This window comes from Parabacteroides sp. KHUB-02 (genome assembly GCF_056640955.1).
Genome location: NZ_JBWQEV010000001.1, coordinates 956266 through 976465, shown reverse-complemented (window position 1 = coordinate 976465; position 20200 = coordinate 956266). Strand labels below are relative to the sequence as shown.

24 protein-coding genes are annotated in these 20200 nt (G+C 46.6%); 6 read left to right on the top strand and 18 right to left on the bottom strand.

The genetic code is table 11. From position 1 onward, the window contains the following. Positions 1–3 precede the first annotated feature (3 nt). The 12 genes from ACYIA1_RS04255 to ACYIA1_RS04200 all read right to left on the bottom strand — a co-directional run bounded on the left by ACYIA1_RS04255 (position 4) and on the right by ACYIA1_RS04200 (position 10093). A complete protein-coding gene (locus ACYIA1_RS04255; RefSeq protein ID WP_147331063.1) occupies positions 4–285 on the bottom strand; it encodes a hypothetical protein in 282 nt (93 codons plus the stop codon). Positions 286–542: 257 nt separating this feature from the next. Then, entirely contained in the window at positions 543–677 is a 135-nt protein-coding gene (locus ACYIA1_RS04250; RefSeq protein ID WP_255417928.1) for a hypothetical protein, read from the bottom strand. 419 nt (positions 678–1096) lie between these two features. Continuing rightward, positions 1097–1846 (bottom strand): glycosyltransferase domain-containing protein, encoded by a 750-nt coding sequence (locus tag ACYIA1_RS04245; protein ID WP_121962781.1) that lies wholly within the window; start codon positions 1844–1846, stop codon positions 1097–1099. A 15-nt stretch (positions 1847–1861) separates the two neighbouring features. After that, positions 1862–2977, bottom strand: a complete 1116-nt coding sequence (locus ACYIA1_RS04240) for an EpsG family protein (RefSeq protein ID WP_121962782.1) — start codon at positions 2975–2977, stop codon at positions 1862–1864. Positions 2978–3127: 150 nt separating this feature from the next. Further along, positions 3128–4075 (bottom strand): ATP-grasp fold amidoligase family protein, encoded by a 948-nt coding sequence (locus ACYIA1_RS04235; RefSeq protein WP_121962790.1) that lies wholly within the window; start codon positions 4073–4075, stop codon positions 3128–3130. A gap of 48 nt (positions 4076–4123) precedes the next feature. Next, positions 4124–5368 (bottom strand): oligosaccharide flippase family protein, encoded by a 1245-nt coding sequence (locus ACYIA1_RS04230; protein ID WP_121962783.1) that lies wholly within the window; start codon positions 5366–5368, stop codon positions 4124–4126. Positions 5369–5761: 393 nt separating this feature from the next. After that, positions 5762–5971, bottom strand: a complete 210-nt coding sequence (locus ACYIA1_RS04225) for a hypothetical protein (protein WP_121962784.1) — start codon at positions 5969–5971, stop codon at positions 5762–5764. Between the two features lie 49 nt (positions 5972–6020). Continuing rightward, positions 6021–7157, bottom strand: a complete 1137-nt coding sequence (locus ACYIA1_RS04220; RefSeq protein ID WP_129984484.1) for a dTDP-glucose 4,6-dehydratase — start codon at positions 7155–7157, stop codon at positions 6021–6023. 8 nt (positions 7158–7165) lie between these two features. Further along, the gene (rfbD, locus tag ACYIA1_RS04215; RefSeq protein WP_005863149.1) at positions 7166–8074 is read right to left on the bottom strand and encodes a dTDP-4-dehydrorhamnose reductase; all 909 of its coding nucleotides are present in this window, start codon (positions 8072–8074) and stop codon (positions 7166–7168) included. A gap of 1 nt (position 8075) precedes the next feature. Continuing rightward, positions 8076–8657, bottom strand: coding sequence for a dTDP-4-dehydrorhamnose 3,5-epimerase (gene rfbC / locus ACYIA1_RS04210; RefSeq protein ID WP_005863152.1), 582 nt, complete (start codon positions 8655–8657; stop codon positions 8076–8078). A 1-nt stretch (position 8658) separates the two neighbouring features. Next, positions 8659–9564 (bottom strand): glucose-1-phosphate thymidylyltransferase RfbA, encoded by a 906-nt coding sequence (gene rfbA, locus ACYIA1_RS04205; protein WP_008779659.1) that lies wholly within the window; start codon positions 9562–9564, stop codon positions 8659–8661. A gap of 37 nt (positions 9565–9601) precedes the next feature. Beyond that, positions 9602–10093, bottom strand: a complete 492-nt coding sequence (locus ACYIA1_RS04200; protein ID WP_005857907.1) for a hypothetical protein — start codon at positions 10091–10093, stop codon at positions 9602–9604. A 185-nt stretch (positions 10094–10278) separates the two neighbouring features. Between ACYIA1_RS04200 and ACYIA1_RS04195 the strand changes: the two genes are divergently transcribed. The 4 genes from ACYIA1_RS04195 to ACYIA1_RS04180 all read left to right on the top strand — a co-directional run bounded on the left by ACYIA1_RS04195 (position 10279) and on the right by ACYIA1_RS04180 (position 13824). Next, entirely contained in the window at positions 10279–10848 is a 570-nt protein-coding gene (locus tag ACYIA1_RS04195) for a BT4734/BF3469 family protein (protein WP_480334488.1), read from the top strand. 72 nt (positions 10849–10920) lie between these two features. Next, positions 10921–12726: a DUF3987 domain-containing protein gene (locus tag ACYIA1_RS04190; protein WP_009017194.1), complete on the top strand. Its 1806-nt coding sequence runs from the start codon at positions 10921–10923 to the stop codon at positions 12724–12726. A 118-nt stretch (positions 12727–12844) separates the two neighbouring features. Next, positions 12845–13051 carry a DUF4248 domain-containing protein gene (locus ACYIA1_RS04185; protein ID WP_005857913.1) on the top strand — a complete coding sequence of 69 codons (207 nt, stop codon included), beginning with the start codon at positions 12845–12847 and terminating at the stop codon, positions 13049–13051. Positions 13052–13356: 305 nt separating this feature from the next. Beyond that, the gene (locus ACYIA1_RS04180; RefSeq protein WP_005857915.1) at positions 13357–13824 is read left to right on the top strand and encodes an HU family DNA-binding protein; all 468 of its coding nucleotides are present in this window, start codon (positions 13357–13359) and stop codon (positions 13822–13824) included. Positions 13825–13927: 103 nt separating this feature from the next. On the opposite strand, the gene ACYIA1_RS04175 is transcribed toward ACYIA1_RS04180, so the two are convergent. Then, positions 13928–14050, bottom strand: a complete 123-nt coding sequence (locus ACYIA1_RS04175) for a hypothetical protein (RefSeq protein WP_480334485.1) — start codon at positions 14048–14050, stop codon at positions 13928–13930. Between the two features lie 26 nt (positions 14051–14076). Between ACYIA1_RS04175 and ACYIA1_RS04170 the strand changes: the two genes are divergently transcribed. Together ACYIA1_RS04170 and ACYIA1_RS04165 are read left to right on the top strand one after the other, a co-directional pair. Further along, positions 14077–14172, top strand: a complete 96-nt coding sequence (locus tag ACYIA1_RS04170; protein ID WP_005855736.1) for a smalltalk protein — start codon at positions 14077–14079, stop codon at positions 14170–14172. Positions 14173–14204: 32 nt separating this feature from the next. Next, positions 14205–14651, top strand: a complete 447-nt coding sequence (locus ACYIA1_RS04165; protein WP_217772849.1) for an N-acetylmuramoyl-L-alanine amidase — start codon at positions 14205–14207, stop codon at positions 14649–14651. A gap of 49 nt (positions 14652–14700) precedes the next feature. Here ACYIA1_RS04165 and ACYIA1_RS04160 read toward each other — a convergent pair whose 3' ends face one another. The 5 genes from ACYIA1_RS04160 to ACYIA1_RS04140 all read right to left on the bottom strand — a co-directional run bounded on the left by ACYIA1_RS04160 (position 14701) and on the right by ACYIA1_RS04140 (position 20196). Continuing rightward, on the bottom strand, positions 14701–15840 hold the full coding sequence (locus tag ACYIA1_RS04160) for an MraY family glycosyltransferase (protein ID WP_272059383.1): 1140 nt from the start codon (positions 15838–15840) through the stop codon (positions 14701–14703). Positions 15841–15854: 14 nt separating this feature from the next. Further along, on the bottom strand, positions 15855–18314 hold the full coding sequence (locus ACYIA1_RS04155) for a GumC family protein (protein WP_172884467.1): 2460 nt from the start codon (positions 18312–18314) through the stop codon (positions 15855–15857). Between the two features lie 37 nt (positions 18315–18351). Continuing rightward, positions 18352–19149 carry a polysaccharide biosynthesis/export family protein gene (locus tag ACYIA1_RS04150; protein ID WP_480334481.1) on the bottom strand — a complete coding sequence of 266 codons (798 nt, stop codon included), beginning with the start codon at positions 19147–19149 and terminating at the stop codon, positions 18352–18354. 47 nt (positions 19150–19196) lie between these two features. Further along, a complete protein-coding gene (locus ACYIA1_RS04145; RefSeq protein WP_034530398.1) occupies positions 19197–19625 on the bottom strand; it encodes a BT0820 family HAD-type phosphatase in 429 nt (142 codons plus the stop codon). Between the two features lie 166 nt (positions 19626–19791). Continuing rightward, on the bottom strand, positions 19792–20196 hold the full coding sequence (locus ACYIA1_RS04140) for a hypothetical protein (RefSeq protein ID WP_048928314.1): 405 nt from the start codon (positions 20194–20196) through the stop codon (positions 19792–19794). Positions 20197–20200 lie beyond the last annotated feature (4 nt).

Sequence of the window (20200 nt, the reverse complement as noted above, 5' to 3'; positions counted from 1 at the left end):
CCCTCATAAACCTTCACACACAGTAAACGGCATAAGCGCCTGATAAGAAAATCGAGGAAAGCCTATCTCCCCCTTGACAATTTTTTCAAGATAATAATTGGACTCTAAGCTGTTATATTTAATCTTTCCATCAAACAACAAGAGTAACCTGGTTAACCAACTCTTTTGATAGAAGACAAAACTAGAGATAAGCCACACATCCTCCACGGAAAGCAAATTCTCATAAGCCAACAAGAAACGTCGATTTTGAAGTCCCAATACATGTTCTTTATAATTTCCTTCCATACATTTACGCATCCTTCTCATAAAACGCCATTTTCCATTTGATTATCAACATATTAACAATATAAGATATGAGATTTATCATCCTAAATCACCTTGCATAAAAACATGCACAATTTGGTACATCAAGAAGTCATGCACCTTAATCACTTCAGACAAGTAGTCACGTATGTTTCAGCCGCCATCCTATTGAACAACATCGTACATTCAGTAGCGAAACTTTGTATCAATGCCCACTCCTTAGTCAGTGCGACCCTCCCTTAATCCCATGCCTCCCTAATAACACCTAAATTCACATCTACCAATATGGTATTAGAGTAGCAAATCAACGGAATAAAATGATCCTCATCTTTTAGCTGATCAACTACCGCTACCACCTTCAATTTATCCGGCATCCAAACATCATCTTGATCGCAAAAGACAAAATAATCAGCATCATTGTATCGCTCAATTGCCTTCTGTAGTAATCACTCATGGCAAAACTAACGTTTTCCCCCTCAAATACTTCAAAGATCATCGGATACCGTTCTTTATAAGCGATCAATAAATCCGATGTACCATTGAAGCCCTATCATCTCTCCTAACACTTTCAGTTTCATACCCTCTTGGGCCAACAAGCTATCCAGCTGGGCACAAAAAAACGCTCCCCATTATAGGTAGAGAGAAGAACTACTATTTTGTTCATTGAAAGAATAGGAATATGGTACGATTTTTTCGAACTCTATATTCCAAGAAAACGCACAATTATAAATTTAGAATACAATATAGACTTTCAGTTCCATGGAAACGTAGCACTTTTTTGCCAAGAATTAAGCTACAATCCAAACAAACAAAGCAAAAACCTATAGTAAGTTCTTTTTACTGCTCCTTGAATTCGTTTCCATAACGAATTAGGATTATGTTTCACCCTTTTTATAGCCTCATAGTTATGAGTACTTACTCCATGAGGAAGCAATAATTCGACACTATTGATATGATTAGCCCAAAGTACATAGCAAAGGCTCAATTGATCCCTTTTCGAGTATGTCATATACATTTTCCACCAAGCTTCCGAAACAGTAACCGATGAGCAATGATTGTGCTTCCTAAAAATCAAATTATTCTCATACAGTCCATTGCCAAAAGGATAACCTTGACTTTTCAAATATTTTACCTGCTTTTTTATCATTGAGTAAGAATCACGACCATCCCATATACATTTAAAAGCATCCGCATAAATACAATTATATATAGGATGAGGCACAAAAGCCATAAATGTATCTTTTTGGATTAGTTCGTCCAATTTATCTTTTAGTTCATCACCTACAATCTGTAAATTTGAGTCCATCCACAGACTATATTCATATTCTGGTAAAGCTAAATGAGGATTTATCTTCACAAACCTAGACAGTCTCAATTTATCATTTGTCTCAAAAGGTATCTTACGGATTTCCCATATTCCAATATGAGATTCAGAAAACTCATTTGAAAAACAAATATAATCATATCCATCATAGATATACTTTGGTTGTTTTAAACCATCATAGTTTCCTGTTAAACAAGTATATATTACGTTCTTATTCACACCTTATACGTTATATCAATCAAAATTATACCACCTAATACGTAACCTTTTATTCTCAAAATTTTCGCTAAATACAGAATCATAAGGAATGCATCCCCTCACACCTCCTACTAAATTTCTTTCAAAATATACCATTAACAATAAGACAGAACATAGGATGATTAACCTTCTTCTTTCATATTTAATAAAAGCAGGAAATGCAAGCACTGACACCCAGCAGAAATAATTAGACATACGATCTATATTCAAATTTCCAGTAGAAAACAACAATAAAACCAATCCACAAAATAACAGATTTGAATAAACAGGTTTACGATGAGCCATTTTCACCATTAAAAACGAATAAAAAAGCATCAAAAAAAGGATTCCAAGACCAGAGCTGTATTCCATAGCTCCTAATTGTCTATCTGATTCAGCATAATGCGAATATAACCCAATACTATTAAACAGAAGAAGCCTAAACTGAGACCAAAAATCAAACAAAAGACCTATATACATAATAAGCACAACAAGACAATAAAACTTAATTCTAGGTTTTATTTTACGTATTATATATATTGGTGTTATCAACAATGCACTGAAATGAAACAAAGAAGCAAGTAGCATACAATAACAATAGTGCTTAAAATCACCCTTTTCTATATATTTTATTGCATAGATGAATATAGCTATTGATACCGCCTGTCTAATTTGATCATAAGATGTAAATAAAATAGGTAAAGCAAAAACAATAAACATTCCCCAAAACAGTTCACCATTTTCTTCCAACACTTTATATATAATTAATATAAAAAGCAATGAATATAGACCTATGACATACAAATAGGTATTATCCAAAACATGAAAGATCCAAATAAGTAGTTCGAAGATAGGCTCTATACCAAAATATGTACTATTTACAAATAAGGTATTCCACATACTATCACATGATTGGAACAACCTTTTTGAATCTTCAATTATCAACATATAGTTCTCATAGTCATTTCCTATATCAAAACGGAAGATTGATACCAAGATCAAAATCAATACCCCTAAATTAGCAAGTGTTCTATTTCGGGAGCCCAGCCATAGAAGCCACAATATTGAAGCAAAGATTACATGATAAAATACAAAACTTTGAAACAAACTCATCTTTTTTTAAACAAAATAAATATCTACACATTGTTGATACATTTAAACAAACACTTTATAACTGTACCATAATTGAGCTATATTAGAATCTAATCCATTTTTTGAATTGAAATTAAGAAATGTAGTAATCATATTAAACTAGTAACAAATCTAGAACACTTTACTATAAGTGTTTTTTGAGTGTTTACCTTTCAAATTCTCTAAATTCAACATCTCTCCCAACTTTAAATTCCATTCTGGAGGATTGATAGGGCCAAAACCTGCATTATGAAAAAACGTCAACTCTCCAAAATAGACCTGATGATCGATTATATAAAAATCAACCCGTAAAAAAGGTACTCCTTGACTAAGTTTACGCGCTAAAAATTTCATCTCTTCAAACTCAATTGGCTTTACAGCAGGTTCATTACTGTTAGGATCTTTCATACGTATAGGTAAACGCTGGTAGTTCATGTCAAAAAAATCAGTATAAGTATGTTCAGAATAATCTTTAGACTTATACATCATAAATGGCTCACCATTAAAACAAAAAAATTTATAATCAGTCAAAACATTCTCAGATAATCCATCAGCTGAATTAGAGATACTATCTTCCATATATTTCTCCGCAAAGATTCTACGAGGAACATTCTTATAGGGCCACTCTCTCCATTTCTTATAATAATTTTCTCTCAAACCTTTCTTTAACTCTTGAATAACGAAATCTTTATCCATTTTAGACTTATCCTTACAAATATACATACCTGTACCGCTATTGTGATTACATTTTATCACAAAACGGTCAGGTAAAAGGTCAAAATCAACATCTTCAGCCTTTTCCCACACACCTAAAATTGGAATTATGTATTTATCACCTATACGCTCAGAAACCCATTTTTTAGCTTTCACCTTATCTACCATAATGGTATATTCTGGCCTTCTATCATAAATTTTTAGCCATTGCATCTTTTCTGTCAGGCTTTTCGGATTATGCCAGTTCAGAAACTTATCAAACGTCATATAATAACGTAATGACAACCAAAGCCTATCCGGCAATATTCCTTCCACTAAAGATCTAATAATATTATTACACTTCATTATATATTCTAATTTTAACATTAAACAATTAATATGAAATATGGCAATCTTCAATCTAATATATATCATTTAATAGATTGTCTTTCTGTAAAAAACGAACAAACGATACAACAATTCTATTAAATATGAAATAATAGCAATAAAAACAAAACTATATAAACTATGAATGTATCCCAATATCCAAACAACAAATAAAGCAAAAAGATAAAACGTAGAAGTTATGATAATAGAATAAAGAACATACTTATTATATCCAAATCCAATAAAAAAATTATTACCAATAACAATACTTACACTTAGAAATATCGGCACAATAGAGAACATTCTTAATGGTAATAAATCAATCTCACTATGGAGAAAAAGTTTCACAATCCACGGAAGAAACAGATTCACAATCAGAACCAAAAATAAACTCAAAAAGAAGACAAAAGCCATAACATACTTTAAAGTCCTCACATTTTTATTTTTTGAGAATCGAGGTAGTAATACAGTCGTTATAATATTTGAAGGCTTTTGCATTATACCCATCAATTTCAATGCCAAATCATAGATTACAACATCCCCCATACTAACGAACAATCCCACCAATACTTGGTTCAATTTGTCCTTTACTGTACAAACCATATCTGTAGCCAATATGGGAGAACACTCTTTCAGGTAATTATATTGCGTACGATAGTCTGTTATCATGAAACGGATCTTATCCTTCATGAATATCAATAATAACGATATGATGCTTGCTATCAAATAACCAATTCCATAGAGCACAGGTACCAATAAATAATCACCTTTCTCTTTCACAAGGAAAAAAACCAGAGAAATAAAAACTAGCTTTACTAATATATTCAAAAATGCCACGACTTTCATCTTTTCTATACCCTGGAAATAGAACTGAGGAAAAATCAACTCATTCAACGTAAGTAGATAAGAAAATAAGAACAAGGTCTTATATTCATTATAGGTAGGTATTATGAAAACAAGCAAAACATACGCAAACAAACAAATTAGCCAAAGTTTCAAACGAATAAGTAAGACAGAACTAACTATTTCCGATAGTTTCTGCTTATCTTCCCTATGGATAGATACATTTTTGGCGCATACACTATTTGATCCAAAATCAATTACCAATACCATATACCCAACCAAAATCTGCGCCGTTATCACTAATCCGTATAATTCCATCCCCAACACATCCACTAGATAAGGATAGGTAATCAACGGAGCGAGTAAGCCGAAAAGCTGGATTAGTGAAACAAATAGGATGTTGTCAAATATTACTTTATAACGAGCATATAAATTTCTGATCGAATTCATACAATGATTCTATAATTTCACTTGATTAAATTCTAACCAGTTCGGCATATAGTCTTTAACTATTTTTGCCAGAGTACTGGCCAAAACAACATGTTCCTTGTCACAACTGCAATTCACTGTCGCATTCGCTCCTATAGTTGTATCGCTGGCAATATTATGTCACCAAAAAGAATTGCTCCAGGCCCAATATAACAACGATTCCCTAAACGTGGAGCTTCCTTATACCCAGCACTTACCCCTAAATTTGTATTAGCATGAATCCGACAAAATGAACCTATCTGGCAATTGGGATTTACTACAATCGTCCCATAATGAGCGATGCTTAGGCCTGGACCAAATACGTTCAATGGTACAGAGAAGCCCAACCTCACAGAAATACGTTTCAGCCTAATTTTAGATAAACACCTCATTATCACCCTCCCACATTTTTCGAAAGCAGATTTCCAGGGCATGCATTATTATAATACTCAGCCTTCCTAAGTGGCTTTTGAAAGCACCATATCCCAGAAGTCTCAAGCGTTGAACAAATCCATCATTAGCAATACCCAAAGCTTTCCTGTCTTGCGATAAATAATAGGCCAAATCTTCTTTAGTCTGTATCATACAATTATTCTTTATATAACGTTACGAATAGCTCATCCATTTACAAAAACTATTTACTATACATCTCCTTATAATACCTCTGATACTCCCCGCTAGTCACATTTTCCATCCACTCCTGATTATCCAAATACCAGCGCACAGTCTTCTCGATCCCCTCCTCGAATTGCAAACTCGGTTCCCAACCGAGTTCTTTTTGCAACTTGGTGGAATCAATAGCATAGCGTGCGTCATGGCCGAGGCGATCGGTCACGTAGGTAATCAAATCCAAGTCCTCCCCTTCTTTTCTACCTAACAGGCGATCCACCGTGTTGATCAGCACTTTGATGATGTCGATATTCTTCCACTCGTTGAAACCGCCGATATTGTAGGTCTCAGCGATTTTTCCGTGATGGAAGATCGTATCGATCGCACGGGCATGATCCTCCACAAACAGCCAGTCACGCACGTTCTCGCCCTTGCCATAGACTGGCAACGGCTTACGATGACAGATGTTGTTGATGAAAAGCGGGATCAGTTTCTCCGGGAATTGATAGGGGCCATAGTTATTTGAGCAGTTTGTCACGATGGTCGGCATACCATAAGTATCGTGATAGGCACGTACAAAATGGTCTGAACTTGCCTTACTCGCTGAATAGGGCGAATGTGGATTATACTTTGTCGTCTCATAGAAGAAATCATCCCCGTATGCCAAATGATGTTCACTGGACGACGCTGTTGTCGTGAACGGTGGCTCAATGCCCTCCGGATAATTCATGGTCAACGCTCCATACACCTCATCCGTAGAGATATGATAAAAGCGTTTGCCCTCGTACCTCTCCGGTAGACTCTCCCAATACAGCTTAGCTGCCTGCAATAGCGCCAGCGTACCCATCACATTAGTTTGGGCGAAGGTGAACGGATCTTTAATGGAACGATCAACATGGCTCTCGGCCGCCAAATGAATGATGCCATCGATCTGCTTATCCTGCATCAATTGATAGAATGCCTTGAAGTCGCAGATGTCCATCCTTATGAACCTATAGTTAGGCTTATCCTCGACATCCTTCAAGTTAGCCAAGTTGCCAGCATAGGTCAACTTATCCAAATTGAAGATGTTATACTCCGGATATTTATTCACGAGCAAGCGTACAACATGACTGCCAATGAAGCCTGCTCCACCAGTGATTACTATATTTCGTTTTGACATGATTCTGTTTATTTGTTTTTTATGTTAGCAATACATTGTCTCAGCGATTCTGTCCAATAAGGGATCCGAATACCGAATGTCTCCTTGATTTTAGATTTATCCAATACCGAATAAAATGGACGTTTTACAGGGCTGGGAAACTCGTCGCTATGACAGGGCTGCACATCGCAAGCGGTCGTGCCATTGTATTCAGCGATCGATTTCGTGAAGTCAAACCATGAGCATACCCCCTCGTTGGAGTAATGATAGATACCGGTCTTGTCATAATCATGTTCGTTTTTTTTATCCGCATAATCTTTCAACACCGTCTCAATGGCTTTCGCCAAATCCAAGGCGTATGTGGGTGTTCCCACCTGGTCGAACACGACCTTAAGATGTGGTTTGGTAGCCGTAAGGTTCATCATCGTCTTACAGAAGTTCTTGCCAAACTCACTGTACAACCAAGCCGTACGGATAATCACATGCTTGCAACCGATAGCTTGAATCTTCTGCTCACCATGCAATTTGCTCATACCATAAACTCCGGTGGGGGTTCCTTGTTGATCCTCTTGACAAGGCACATTGCACGGTTCTTTACCAAACACATAGTCTGTCGAGATTTGCACTAAAAAACCATTGGTCTCTTTCATTACCTTGGCTAAGTTTTCCGGAGCCTCAGCGTTCAACTTCTCCACCAATTCCTCATTACTTTCAGCCATATCCACATTGGTATAGGCGGCGCAATTCACGATAACATCTACACGCTGCGCCGCGACCATCTTCCTCACCGCCTCCAAATCCGTAATATCCAAAAAGCCGGTCTCTACGCCTTCCACTTGATTCACATCCGTGAATACATAGTGGTCGTCACTTTCCCGAGCGATGATACGCATCTCGTTTCCCAACTGCCCGTTGGCACCAGTCACCAATATATTCATCTTATTCAAATTCAGGGTATAAATTTACATGATAATCAAACGGTGAATCAAAATCCTCCAAACAAGGATGTTTTATGTCCTTCTCCGAAAGAAGGACCTTGTCCATCGGTATCCGCCAATCTATGCCTAGGCTCTCATCCTTTATACGGATGCCCCCATCCGCTTGCGGAGCATAGAAATTATCGCATTTGTATTGGAAAACAGCTATCTCACTCAATACCGCAAATCCATGAGCGAACCCTCTAGGCACGAAAAACTGGCGATGATTCTCTTCGCTCAACTCAACAGCCACATGCTTACCATACGTTGGGCTTCCTTTGCGAATATCCACGGCTACATCAAGGACGCATCCTTTCACGCAACGCACTAACTTGCTTTGAGTAAAGGGAGGTTTCTGGAAATGCAAGCCACGCATCACTCCGTATGAGGACATACTCTCATTATCTTGTACAAAATTTATCTTACGAACCTTCTCCTCAAACTCACGTTGCGAGAAACTCTCGAAAAAGTATCCCCGAGCGTCATCGAACACCTTCGGCTCAATGATCACTACACCCTCTATATCTGTCTTTATTACCTCCATCTTAACCTAAATTCGGATCTCCTGTCTCCTTTAATTCCTCAATTACTTTCAGTAAGTATTGACCATACTGATTCTTTAACATCGGCTGCGCCAATTCTCTCATACGCTCCTCCGTGATCCATCCTTGACGATAAGCGATGCCCTCCAAGCAGGCCACTTTCAATCCCTGACGCTTCTCCAACACCTCGATATAAGTAGAAGCCTCGCTCAGAGAGTCGTGCGTACCGGTATCCAGCCAAGCGAAACCCCGGCCTAAAGTTTGGACTCTCAGCTCTCCATCCTCCAAGAATCGTTGGTTGACCGTAGTAATCTCATACTCGCCGCGAGCGGACGGTTGAATGCTGCTAGCTACATCAACAACCTTGTTCGGGTAGAAATACAATCCGACCACGGCATAGTTGCTCTTAGGGCATTCCGGCTTCTCCTCAATACTCAGGCAATTGCCGGCCTGATCGAACTCGGCTACGCCATAACGCTCCGGATCACTCACCCAATAGCCAAAAACAGTAGCCCTATTCTCCTTCTCAGCAGTACGAACCGCCTCCTTTAGCATCGATGTAAATCCATTACCATGGAAGATATTATCACCTAGCACCAAGCAAACGCTGTCATCACCGATGAACTCAGCACCAATAGTAAATGCCTGCGCCAATCCATTCGGCGATGGCTGCTCCGCATACTCGAAACACACACCATAATCAGAGCCATCCCCAAGCAGACGCTTGAATCCGGGCAAATCGTATGGCGTTGATATGATCAAGATTTCCCGGATACCCGCCAGCATTAACACACTGATAGGATAATACACCATCGGCTTATCAAAAATAGGAAGCAACTGCTTGCTCACTCCCTTAGTGATCGGGTATAATCGGGTACCCGAGCCACCAGCTAAAACGATTCCTTTCATACGAATATTCTCTATATCATTCACACACTTTTTTATCTCACCCTTCCCCCAGCACATACTTCCTGATCCCATACCGAATGCTCGGTACATTCGCCCCGTTCACGAACGTGAGGTGAGGCAAGAGGGCGCTGATGAAGGCACGGCTCTTGACCAGCTTGAGGGGAGACGAGTAGTCGGCTAGGATCTCGTTGTAAAGGTCCGTCAATACCGTTTGGCAAAGGGTGACCGTGTCCGGGCAGGCGCATAGGCGGGCCTCGTAGACAAGACGGGTCGCCTCGTCCGGGATGAACAACGCCAACGAGGAGGGTTCAGCCGTCACCGGAGGGGCAGGAGAGTTTATCGGAGGAGACGGAGACTCATGAAGTCCCGATTCCGCGGGCGTAATCCAGCGTTCCGTCCGTGTCACCGTCCCGTCACCCCAATGGATGTTCTGGATAGCGATGGTGGCATTGGGCAGGATCTGCACGTTACCTCCATTGACCGTAAAGGCAGAACGTGCCTGTTCCGCCCGCTCTTGATTTTCTGTCATATCCGTTTTTAATTTAAGTGTTAACAATAATCACCCCTTTCACGGGGGTATATTTTATTTCTATCCTCATTTCATCCACCGTACGTCCGTTTCCGTACCCGTCCCGTCCATCGCTATTCCGGGAACGGGCAGGAACGCGTTCCTTTACCGGCAGTAACCGAATAATCAATTTATTTTATCCGATCATGAAAGAGTCTATCTTTTCCTTTTTCAACGCCCCCATCACCAATCAAGTACCGAACGGGGTCGTCTGTGTCAGTCAATTGTACGCCTATATCACCACCAGCGAGTGGCTGCGTGAGCGTACCGATCAGGTACGTGCCGCATCGAGCGACGAGAAACGGTTCAGGCGGCTGAAACAGAGTTTGCTACCCTATGTCACGCCCGCCGGTATCTTCTCCTACCGCAAGGAAGATCACTTGCTCGTGCCCTCGGGCGAGTTCGTCATCGACATCGATCACCTCTCCTCACCCGAAGAGGCGATCTGTTGGAGGGACACGCTGTTCGCCGATGAGCGGCTACGCCCCGATCTCTCCTTCGTGAGTCCCAGTACCACGGGAATCAAGCTCCTCATACCCTATCGCCTGTCGATCAAGAAAACCGTAGAGGAGTCTTTCGACGAGGCGGTACGATTCGCTTGGGAATACCTTGAGTGGAAATACGGGCTGAAAGCTGATGCCACGAACGCAGACCTCTCACGGGCTTGCTTCCTTTGCCACGATCCCTCAGCGAGGCTAGGAGACCGGAATCGTTGACAGAGGACAAGTGACAGTTGGCAGTTATAAATCGTTATTCATTCATTATTCACCATTCATTATTCATTCATCGTGAACCCATTATCAGATCTGGAGCGGCTCGTTGCCGCCATCGAGAAACAGGGGGCGAACATCGCTCCCACCTATCAAGAGTATATGCCGATCGCCTTCGCCATCGCCAACGATTGCGGAGAGGCCGGCCGGACATTCTTTCATCGTATCTGCCGGATGTCGGAGAAATATGTCTCTACCGAGGCGGATAAGCTATACGACCATGCCCTCAAAGGAGGCAATGGACGGAATGGCTTGGGATCCGTATTCCACTTGGCGGACCTAGCCGGCGTGAAACTGGACAAATCCTTGGCCGAGGCCGGGAAACTTTCAAACTTTCAAACATTCACGCCTCCTTCACACACGCACACGTGTACGCACGAGGAACAGTCCGTGAAAAATGTCCCGCCCGCCTTTCCGGAGTATCCTTGGCCCGCTTTCCTCAAACGGATGATCGACCGGGGCGATACCCCCGCCCAAAAGGATATCCTCCTGCTGGGAGGTATCACCGTGTTGGGAGCGACACTCAACAAATCGATCCGGATATCGTACGGGCGAAAATTCTACTACCCTTGCCTGCAAACGTTCATCGTCGCCCCTCCCGCCTCGGGAAAGGGAGCCCTCGCTTGGACACGCCGGCTTGCCGAGCCGATACATGAGGCGATGATGGCGAACTACCGGCAGAGGCATAAAGCTTACCGGGAGGAGAAGAGCCGTTGGGACTCGCTGGGCAAGAAAAAATCCGATACGCCGGAGCCCGAGATGCCTCCCCTCAAGATGTTCCTTATCGCCGGTAACAATTCCGGCACCGGCGTGCTGGAGAACCTCATCGAGGCCGACGGCATAGGGCTGATCTGCGAGACCGAGGCCGATACCGTGAGCACGGCCATCGGCACCGAGCACGGGCACTGGAGCGATACCTTGCGTAAATGCCACGACCACGAGCGACTGGCTTTCAACCGACGCACGAACCGGGAATACCGGGAGTGCCCGGCCTCTTACCTCAGTGTCTTGTTAAGCGGGACCCCGGCGCAGGTACGGCCACTCATTCCCTCGGCCGAGAACGGGTTGTTCTCACGCCAATTGTTCTACCGGATGCCACCCATCGACGAGTGGGCGGATCAGTTCGAGCAGGGCGACGAGGACATGGATAGCCTCTTCTCCGATTGGGGGAAGCAGTGGAAAATGCTCGTGGACTACCTGCGTGAGAGGGTCAATATCATACAATTCCATCTCTCCGACACGCAAAAGGAGCGATTCAACAGCTGCTTCGCACGCATATTCGGGCACGCCGGTCTTTCCTACGGTTATCCGATGCGAAGCTCCGTGGCCCGTATCGCTATCAATATCTGCCGGATCGCTTCCGTGGTGGCCTTCCTACGATCGGTGGAGAGTCTCCTCATCCCACAAGCCATTCTCGATTCTCAGTTTTCAATCCTCAATTGTCCCGGTCTCTCGCCTGCCCTCGAGATCCCGGAGGAGAACGTACGGGACGGTATCGTTCCTTCCCTAGAGTTACGCATCAACGATGACGATTTTCAAGCCGTCCTCTCGCTCGTGGAGCCGCTCTACCGTCATTCGGCGGGCATACTCTCCCTGCTTCCGTCTGACGAGGTGCCACGCTCTCGCACGCCCACGCCCCAAGAGGCTCTCTTCGCGGCCCTTCCACTCTCTTTCAACCGACAACAGGCCTTGGAGGAAGCAGAGAGGAACAACATCCCCACCGCCACCCTAGATACCTGTCTCAAGCGAATGCAGGAACGAGGCACGCTGGAGAAGAACGGCCGGGGCGAGTACAGCTTCGGCGGCCGTGTCACCCATAAGTAATCCCGGCCTCCCTCACACCCCTATATAACGTACCCCACGGGCGTGTGTGTGTGAGGGGGGGACGAATGTTTGAAAGTTTGAAAGTTTCATTCTCCCAAATCTATAAATCATAAATCAAATGTTCTTGCCATTAAGAAAGTCCGCACTAGCGGCATCCTATTTCCCGGAGCTGGCCTCCCATCAAGCTTGCAACCGCTTACGTCGTTGGATCATTCGATGCACGGAATTGCACGACAAGCTGCTGGAGACGGGCTACCGCCCCGAGCAACGTATATTCACGCCCCGACAGATCAGATTAATCATCCACTACCTAGGAGAACCGTAAATTAGTTGACAGTTGCGCACAGAGGTAAATAAAAACAGCCTACTGTCACTAGTCAACTGTCAACTTGGATGGGTATTCTAAGGTCTTTACAATGCCCATCCAAGGCTTCTTATAATGCCTATTCAAAGGGGCTTACGATAGGCAGCGTAAGAAACCGGCGGTTATCACTGCGTCCCATGTTAATTAATCGTTATTCCCTACCCCGGGCATCAATCGGCATCACCGCCCCTTACGGCGGAACCTATCTTTGTAACATTGATCAGCAAGCAATTAATTTTCTATTATTAATCTTTAATTATCAAACTATGCCACAAGCATTTCAAGCACGAAAGTTTTTTATCCCCAAGACGGATCCTAAGCAGGAGGTGTACAAGCCGGTTCCCTATTATTTCGGTACCCTGTCCACACAAGATGCGGCCGACCAGATCGCCGAGGAGTCTTCGCTCACGAAGGGTGACGTATTGAACGTGTTGGACCGCTACCAGCGGTATGTCATCAAGAACCTCCAGAAAGGCTACAAGGTGGAGCTGCTGGGGTTCGGAACCGTCTATAACCGCTTCGTCACGGAGAAAGGGGTAGCGACCGCCCCCGAGGTCAAGGCTACGCATATACGGACTATCGTGCCGGGATTCTCGCCTTCCTATACCATACTGAACGGGGCACGACGCTACTCGCTGCTGGGCGAGAAGACTTCGTTGCTCAAGGTGACGATACTTGGGACGCCGGTGGAGGAAGGGGGCGGTTCCGATTCTGAGTCGCCTGATGAGATCTGATGTGTCACTTTTGGCTTGACCCAAAAGTAACCAAAAGGTCAAGGCTGACGCTGACGGACTACTTCGAGACCTACGCTCGCTGTCGCATCCCAACTCGCTTCGCTCAGACAGGGATGCTCCGGGTGCTCGCTGCGGTCTCTTCGCTTGACGCCCGTCCGCTGAGGCCGTCCGAAGGAAAGCGAAGCTTTCCTCTTATATCAGCCGGGATTCCTAATTCATAATTCATAATTCATAATTTAAAATTCATAATTCATGAAAAAGTCCGTATGGAGTACCATTATCAAAGTGATCATCGCCGTAGCTACCGCCATCGCGGGAGCACTTGGCATCCAATCCTGTATTCTCTAATTTTCAATTTCAATTATCAATTTTCAATTATCATGGGTAAAGCTTATTGTTTCTACCAGAATTACAGGGAGGTCAGCCTCCTCGTAATTCATTGCTCGGCCACACGATATGACAGGGATTTTCCTGTGGAGGCGCTCCGTTCATCGCACAAGGCACGGGGATTCGCCGATATCGGCTATCATTTCTATATCACACGGGACGGGGAATTACACCGCTGCCGGCCGGTCAATCAGATCGGGGCGCACGCAGCCGGATGGAACGACAAAAGTATCGGTATATGTTACGAGGGAGGACTCGACGAACAAGGCCGTCCAGCTGATACCCGGACCTACGCCCAGCGGTGTACCTTGATGGATCTGCTACGGCAATTACGAAGGGACTATCCGGAGGCACGCATCCTAGGACATTACCAATTAAGCCCTTACATACGCAAGGCTTGCCCTTGCTTTGACGCAAGGGAGGAGTATCTCGTTTTATAAAATAGATACCGGCTCGTCATTCACTCGCTAGATTGTCCGGTTTCACGACTTACTTTGTAAAAATACCACCTATCTCTTTCAGCTCTTGCTCTTTATGATGCCTCGTTATGAAGCGGTTGATCGTCAAGTGAAGGATAGACCATAAAACCAAGTTCAAGAGCAAGAGGTAGGTGGCGTTTACCTTCATGGCCAATAAGACATTCAATACGATGAAAAAAACAGATACGCACAGAATCGTCACCATCACCATCCGTACACGCATACCCGTACGAAGCAGCTTGTGATGGAAATGATTCTTATCGGGCAAGAACGGGTTACGATGATTACGAAGGCGATGAAGCACCACACGGATCACATCGAGTAAAGGGACCAAGACCGTGGAGAAAGCGATCACCATATAGGGATTTGGTAACTCCGGTGAGACTTGGTTCGACACGCACTGGTGGATGATCAGGAAACCGATCACGTAACCCAGCGTAAGACTACCCGCATCACCCATAAAGAGCTTATGGCCACGGTTTGCGTTGCCAAAGACGTTGTAACACCAAAAAGGCATGAGGACTCCCAGCGTACAAATGGCCAACAAGGCGTACACATACTGCATGCGGATAAAGAAGATCACGCTCAAGACCGACAGGGCGATACTGCACAAACCGGAGGCCAAGCCATCGATACCGTCTATCAAGTTAATGGCGTTCGTGATATACACTACGATAAAGACCGTGACGGGGATTCCCACCCAAGCGGGAACCGAGTATACACCGAACAAGCCTCCCAAGGAACCGAACCAATTACCGGACAGTACCAATAATAATGCCGACACGATCTGGACGGCGAACTTGTAACGGTAGCCAACACCCACTAGATCGTCGCAGACACCCACTAGATAGAGTAACGTCATGCCCACGAACAGAAAGAGATACTCATAGAGCATGTTGAACGACAGGCTCGATGAGTCCATATCCCAAAAGTACAGGCGGAAGCCTATCACAAGGAACATGGACATCAGGATCACCGGAAAAAACGACAGGCCGCCCAGACGGGGGACCGGCGTCGTATGTACCTTACGGGAATCCGGGACATCATATAACCGTTTCTTGTGGGAGATCACCAAGATCCTCGGGATGATCACCATCCCGAACAGCACGGAGAAAAGGAAGCCCGACAGTAGTAGTAATGTTATTTGCATGATTTGCGTATTAGTTATTTCTTCTTGTCACCGGCCTCGAAACCGTAACCATAGCCGTAGCCATAACCGTATCCCTTGCCGTAGCCGTATTTCTTCCCGTAACCGTAGCCGTAGCTGTTCTTGCGCTTCGTCATGTCCAAGCCATTGATCACCGTCGCGAGCTTCGGGAACTTTCGCTCACGCCGCAACACGTTGATGTAGCTGAAACCGGCCTTCGGTGTCACGTCCGCACGGCAGACGTACACGCACATGTCGGCCACACGGCCGATGATCGCCGTGTCCGTAACCATGCCGATAGGGGCCGTATCCAAGATGACATAGTCGTAGCGTTCCTTCAACCGGGCGATAGCCTTCTCCAGCACGTCACGGGCGACCAGCTCAGTCGGGTTCGGGGGGATGGGACCGCCCGGGAGGATATCGAGGTTAGGGCTGATATCGGATCGCTGGACCATGTCGAACAACTCCACGTGATCAGGGTCGCTAAGGTAGTTCGTGATGCCCTCCATCTTACGGGAGATATTGAACACCTTGTTCAGGCCCGGCTTGCGGATGTCCATGCCGACCACCACCACCCTCTTGCCCAAGTAAGCCAAGCTCACCGCCAAGTTGCCAGCGACGAAAGACTTGCCCTCGCCCGGTTGCGTGGAGCTGAAAAGGATCACACGCTCGTCCTTGCCTAGCATGAACAAGAGGTTCGTGCGCAACCCCCGGAACATCTCCTCCATCAGGTCGTTCTTGTTCTCACGCACCACGATCGAGCCCTCACCCGTCTTCTTGACCAACGGGAGCTCCGCCAAGATAGCCACGCCCGTGATCGCCTCGACGTCCTCACGGTTCTCGATCTTGTATTTCAACAGGTCATGAAGGTAGACAATGCCCACCGGGATCGCCAGGCCCAAGATCAACGCCGCAAGCATGAAGACCATCCTCTTCGGGGCGACAGGACGCTCATCGGCGAGCGGCTCCTCGATGATGCGGCCGTTGTTCGCCGTGGCTGCCAGCGTGATGGCGTTCTCCTCGCGCTTCTGCAACAGCATGACGTACAACGTGGCCTTGATCTCCTGCTGCCGGGAGATCGTCATGAACTCCTTCTCCTGCCTCGGGGCGTCGCTGATGCGGCTCTCGAACTTGCTCGCCTGACGGTCGATGTCCGCCTTGGCGATCTGGAGACCCCTCAAGACACTGTTCACCGTCGTCTTCACGTTGCGGCGCATAGCCTCGATGCCGGCGTTCATGTTGATGATCGCCGGGTTGCTGTCCGAAGAGGTGCGCAACAGGCGCTTGCGCTCGATGATCATCGTGTTGTACTGGTCGATGACAGAGGTGAGGTTTTGATCCCGCAGGCCCACGTTGGCAGGGATCACCTCGTCCATGTTCGCAGGATCGTCGATATAATTGCGGAGATACTGCACCAAGTTGATCTGCGTGGCGTTCTCCGTACGTTGTTGCTCATACCTCGAGCTTTCCTGCAAAGCCATCTGGGCGTCGCTCGTCAAATTCGTCAGGCCGGAGCGTTGCTTGAAGGCAGCGAGCTCGCTCTCCGTAGTGCCCAGCTCGCCGTTGATGATGCCGATGCGCTCCTCGATGAACTCAGCCGTCTTCTGCGCCACCTCGTTCTTCTCGTCGTTGGCGTCCTGGTTGTAGAACGACACCAAGCGATTGATGAAATCAACGCCTCGTCGCCTCACCGTGTTCCTCAAGGATACCTTGGCGATCGTCGTCGTCTTGGACGAGGGCGTCACGCTCAACTCCTTGCCGTAAGCCTCGGCAGTGGACGTGGGCGTATGGACGTGGGCCACCAGCTCGATCTCCCCGCCCTCCAACTCCGGTATGGAATCCATGCCCGTGAAACTGAAAACCCCCACGGGGGTGGGCAATATGGCGGGGAGCCTGTCGAAGCCCTGCTCCATCGTCTCCTCGTCACCCTCCTTGTCGATCTTGTACTCCGCTCTCACCGTTAGCTGACCCTCCTTCGTGTAGCGCATGCGCAGCTCGACGGGGGCCACCAGACGGTCCGCCTCCTCGGGGGTGATGAACACGTTAACGGGGGAGTTCTTATATAACGGGGGGTTGAAGCCCAAGGCGTTCGACTCCTCCATGTCGATATACAGGCCCATGTCACTCACCACCTTCTTGATCAACGTGCGGGACCTCAGGATCTCGACCTCGTTGTCGAAGTTGCTCGTCATCGAGAGCATGCCGAGGTCCTGTATCGCAGCCAAGCCGCTGGCGGCGTTAGCCCCCTTCTTCTCGTCCTCCTTGATCAGCACCGACGACGTGACGTTATACACCGGCGTCTGGTAACGCAGGAAGACGTACATCCCGATGCAGCAGGCCAGTACGCTCGCCACGAACCAAGGCCAATAAACCATATACTTGAAAAACACGGCGTAAAGATTGATCTCACGATCCTCCCCCTCCGGATTGTTATTGTTATTATTATTATTGCTTGTATTTATACCATCGTCCACCATCTCTCTAAATTTTCAATTCTCAATTCTCTATTTTCAATTATTTAAGTATGTTCACCAACAGGCCGGCGATCGAGACCAAGATCGAGATCGAGCTCACCCACAACGTCGTGCTGTTACCGATATCGGAGTTCCTCGCCTTCGTCTCGTTCGGCGTGACATAAAGGATGTCGTTCTGTTTCAAATAATAATACGGGGAGGTCACGATTCCGGCGTTGTTCAGGTCCAGGTTGATGATCTCGCGCTTCCCGCCCTCGTCCTCGCGGATCAGCTTCACGTTGTCACGTACGCCATAGATCGTCATGTCGCCGGCCATCGCCAACGCCTCCAGAACGTTCACCTTCTCGTTGCCGATCGTGAAGCTGCCCGGACGGGCCACCTCGCCCAAGACCGAGATCTTGTAGTTCGCCATGCGCACCGTCACGATGGGCGCCTCCTTCAAGTAAGGCCTCAATCTCTCACGGATCAGGCTCTCCGCCTCGTTCTTCGTCAAGCCGCCGACCCTCAGCGTACCGATCACAGGGAAGTCGATCTCGCCGGAGTTGTTCACGAGGTATTGCTGCAACGTGGGTTGCGTCGTCGTGTTGATGTTCGTCAGGGCCGCGTTCAACGGGGTCTGCACCGTCAGGTTGAACGGGGCCGCCGCCTGCGGGTCCGTCGTGTTGACCGTGATGCTCAACAGGTCCTTGGGCATGATCTTGGCGTCATACAAAGGAAGCGTCCCCTCGAGATCGTTCACCGCCTCCGGGTTCTGGAGGTAGGGCACGTTCTTGTAAGACGTACACGCCGCCAGCAAAAGGGGCAGCGAGAATAGGAACAGTAGTCTTTTGATCTTCATATTATTTTGTTATCGTTTTTATTTCTTTAAACACGGATCACACGGACTTAACGGAAAAGGCGGGACAGGAAACCTTTGGGTTTCTCCGGCTCGTACTCCGACTCGTATTTACGCGTCAGGTCCTCATAGGACAGTCTCTTGGTCACCATCTCGTAGATCGTTCCCCAGTCCGGGAGGCCGCCGAGGTTGCGGTCGTCTATGAAAACGTCCGCCTTCAGCTTGCGGGAGAAGTGGTTGTTCCGGTCTCTCTCCTCCTCCGGGTAGTCACGGTTCACCGCGTAGAACTCCAGCCCGCGCTCGCGGCAGAAGGCCAGCGCCTCCTCCAAGAGCACTCCCTCACGGACCGTCCAAAGGATCAGCTTATGCCGATCCGATTGCAATTTCCTCAACGTCTCGATGGCGAAAGGAAGCTCACGACCTATCGCCGGATACTTGTGCTCGACGATCGTACCGTCGAAATCTACCGCTATTATCATCTCTTTAACTCTCAATTCTCAATTATAAAAGGGCCGGACCACCGGACGGCCGGAGTGGTATATGTTAAAGCGGGGTCAGCCTATCGGCCAAAGCCAAGGGGTCTCCTAGCCGCTAGAGACGGCCATTGCCATCCGGGGGATCCGACCGTTTCTTTTCTGCCCTTATCTAATTCTCCCTTAACCGGGGCAAGCCCACCACCTCGCCGGCGTGCCATTCACGGTAATCCGCCAAGGGAAACCCGGGGACGGTCAATAGCTTGTAATCCGACCCGTCTCTTCTCAATATATGTTTACGGGCGTACGAGCGGAGCGAGCGATCCGTAACGGACACCATCACGATCGGGAACGGGTAGGCGAACAGGCGCAGCGGCGTGGTCTCGCTATCCGGGAACGCACGATGCAGCTGGTAGGCCGAACGCTCGAACGCTACCCAGTAGGGACCCGTGCAATACAGGTGTATTGAGTTTCGGTTCGCACGCTCACGATCCATGATCTCTGTCAAACGCTCACGCAACAGGTTCATCAGCCGGATGCCCGAAGGGACGCCGCATGTCTCTCTCTCTTCTCTCATATCT

Coding starts and splice junctions, on each gene's coding strand:
- rfbA (WP_008779659.1), bottom strand. CDS start 9,564: ATGAAAGGAATCGTTTTAGCTGGTGGCTCGGGTACCCGATTATACCCG.
- ACYIA1_RS04155 (WP_172884467.1), bottom strand. CDS start 18,314: ATGGTGGACGATGGTATAAATACAAGCAATAATAATAATAACAATAAC.
- ACYIA1_RS04170 (WP_005855736.1), top strand. CDS start 14,077: ATGAAAAAGTCCGTATGGAGTACCATTATCAAAGTGATCATCGCCGTA.
- ACYIA1_RS04220 (WP_129984484.1), bottom strand. CDS start 7,157: ATGTCAAAACGAAATATAGTAATCACTGGTGGAGCAGGCTTCATTGGC.
- ACYIA1_RS04185 (WP_005857913.1), top strand. CDS start 12,845: ATGTTCTTGCCATTAAGAAAGTCCGCACTAGCGGCATCCTATTTCCCG.
- ACYIA1_RS04200 (WP_005857907.1), bottom strand. CDS start 10,093: ATGACAGAAAATCAAGAGCGGGCGGAACAGGCACGTTCTGCCTTTACG.
- ACYIA1_RS04150 (WP_480334481.1), bottom strand. CDS start 19,149: ATGAAGATCAAAAGACTACTGTTCCTATTCTCGCTGCCCCTTTTGCTG.
- ACYIA1_RS04255 (WP_147331063.1), bottom strand. CDS start 285: ATGGAAGGAAATTATAAAGAACATGTATTGGGACTTCAAAATCGACGT.
- ACYIA1_RS04240 (WP_121962782.1), bottom strand. CDS start 2,977: ATGAGTTTGTTTCAAAGTTTTGTATTTTATCATGTAATCTTTGCTTCA.
- ACYIA1_RS04250 (WP_255417928.1), bottom strand. CDS start 677: ATGCCGGATAAATTGAAGGTGGTAGCGGTAGTTGATCAGCTAAAAGAT.
- ACYIA1_RS04160 (WP_272059383.1), bottom strand. CDS start 15,840: ATGCAAATAACATTACTACTACTGTCGGGCTTCCTTTTCTCCGTGCTG.
- ACYIA1_RS04180 (WP_005857915.1), top strand. CDS start 13,357: ATGCCACAAGCATTTCAAGCACGAAAGTTTTTTATCCCCAAGACGGAT.
- ACYIA1_RS04195 (WP_480334488.1), top strand. CDS start 10,279: ATGAAAGAGTCTATCTTTTCCTTTTTCAACGCCCCCATCACCAATCAA.
- ACYIA1_RS04235 (WP_121962790.1), bottom strand. CDS start 4,075: ATGTTAAAATTAGAATATATAATGAAGTGTAATAATATTATTAGATCT.
- ACYIA1_RS04230 (WP_121962783.1), bottom strand. CDS start 5,368: ATGAATTCGATCAGAAATTTATATGCTCGTTATAAAGTAATATTTGAC.
- ACYIA1_RS04225 (WP_121962784.1), bottom strand. CDS start 5,971: ATGATACAGACTAAAGAAGATTTGGCCTATTATTTATCGCAAGACAGG.
- ACYIA1_RS04175 (WP_480334485.1), bottom strand. CDS start 14,050: ATGAATTATGAATTAGGAATCCCGGCTGATATAAGAGGAAAGCTTCGC.
- rfbC (WP_005863152.1), bottom strand. CDS start 8,657: ATGGAGGTAATAAAGACAGATATAGAGGGTGTAGTGATCATTGAGCCG.
- ACYIA1_RS04165 (WP_217772849.1), top strand. CDS start 14,205: ATGGGTAAAGCTTATTGTTTCTACCAGAATTACAGGGAGGTCAGCCTC.
- ACYIA1_RS04145 (WP_034530398.1), bottom strand. CDS start 19,625: ATGATAATAGCGGTAGATTTCGACGGTACGATCGTCGAGCACAAGTAT.
- ACYIA1_RS04140 (WP_048928314.1), bottom strand. CDS start 20,196: ATGAGAGAAGAGAGAGAGACATGCGGCGTCCCTTCGGGCATCCGGCTG.
- rfbD (WP_005863149.1), bottom strand. CDS start 8,074: ATGAATATATTGGTGACTGGTGCCAACGGGCAGTTGGGAAACGAGATG.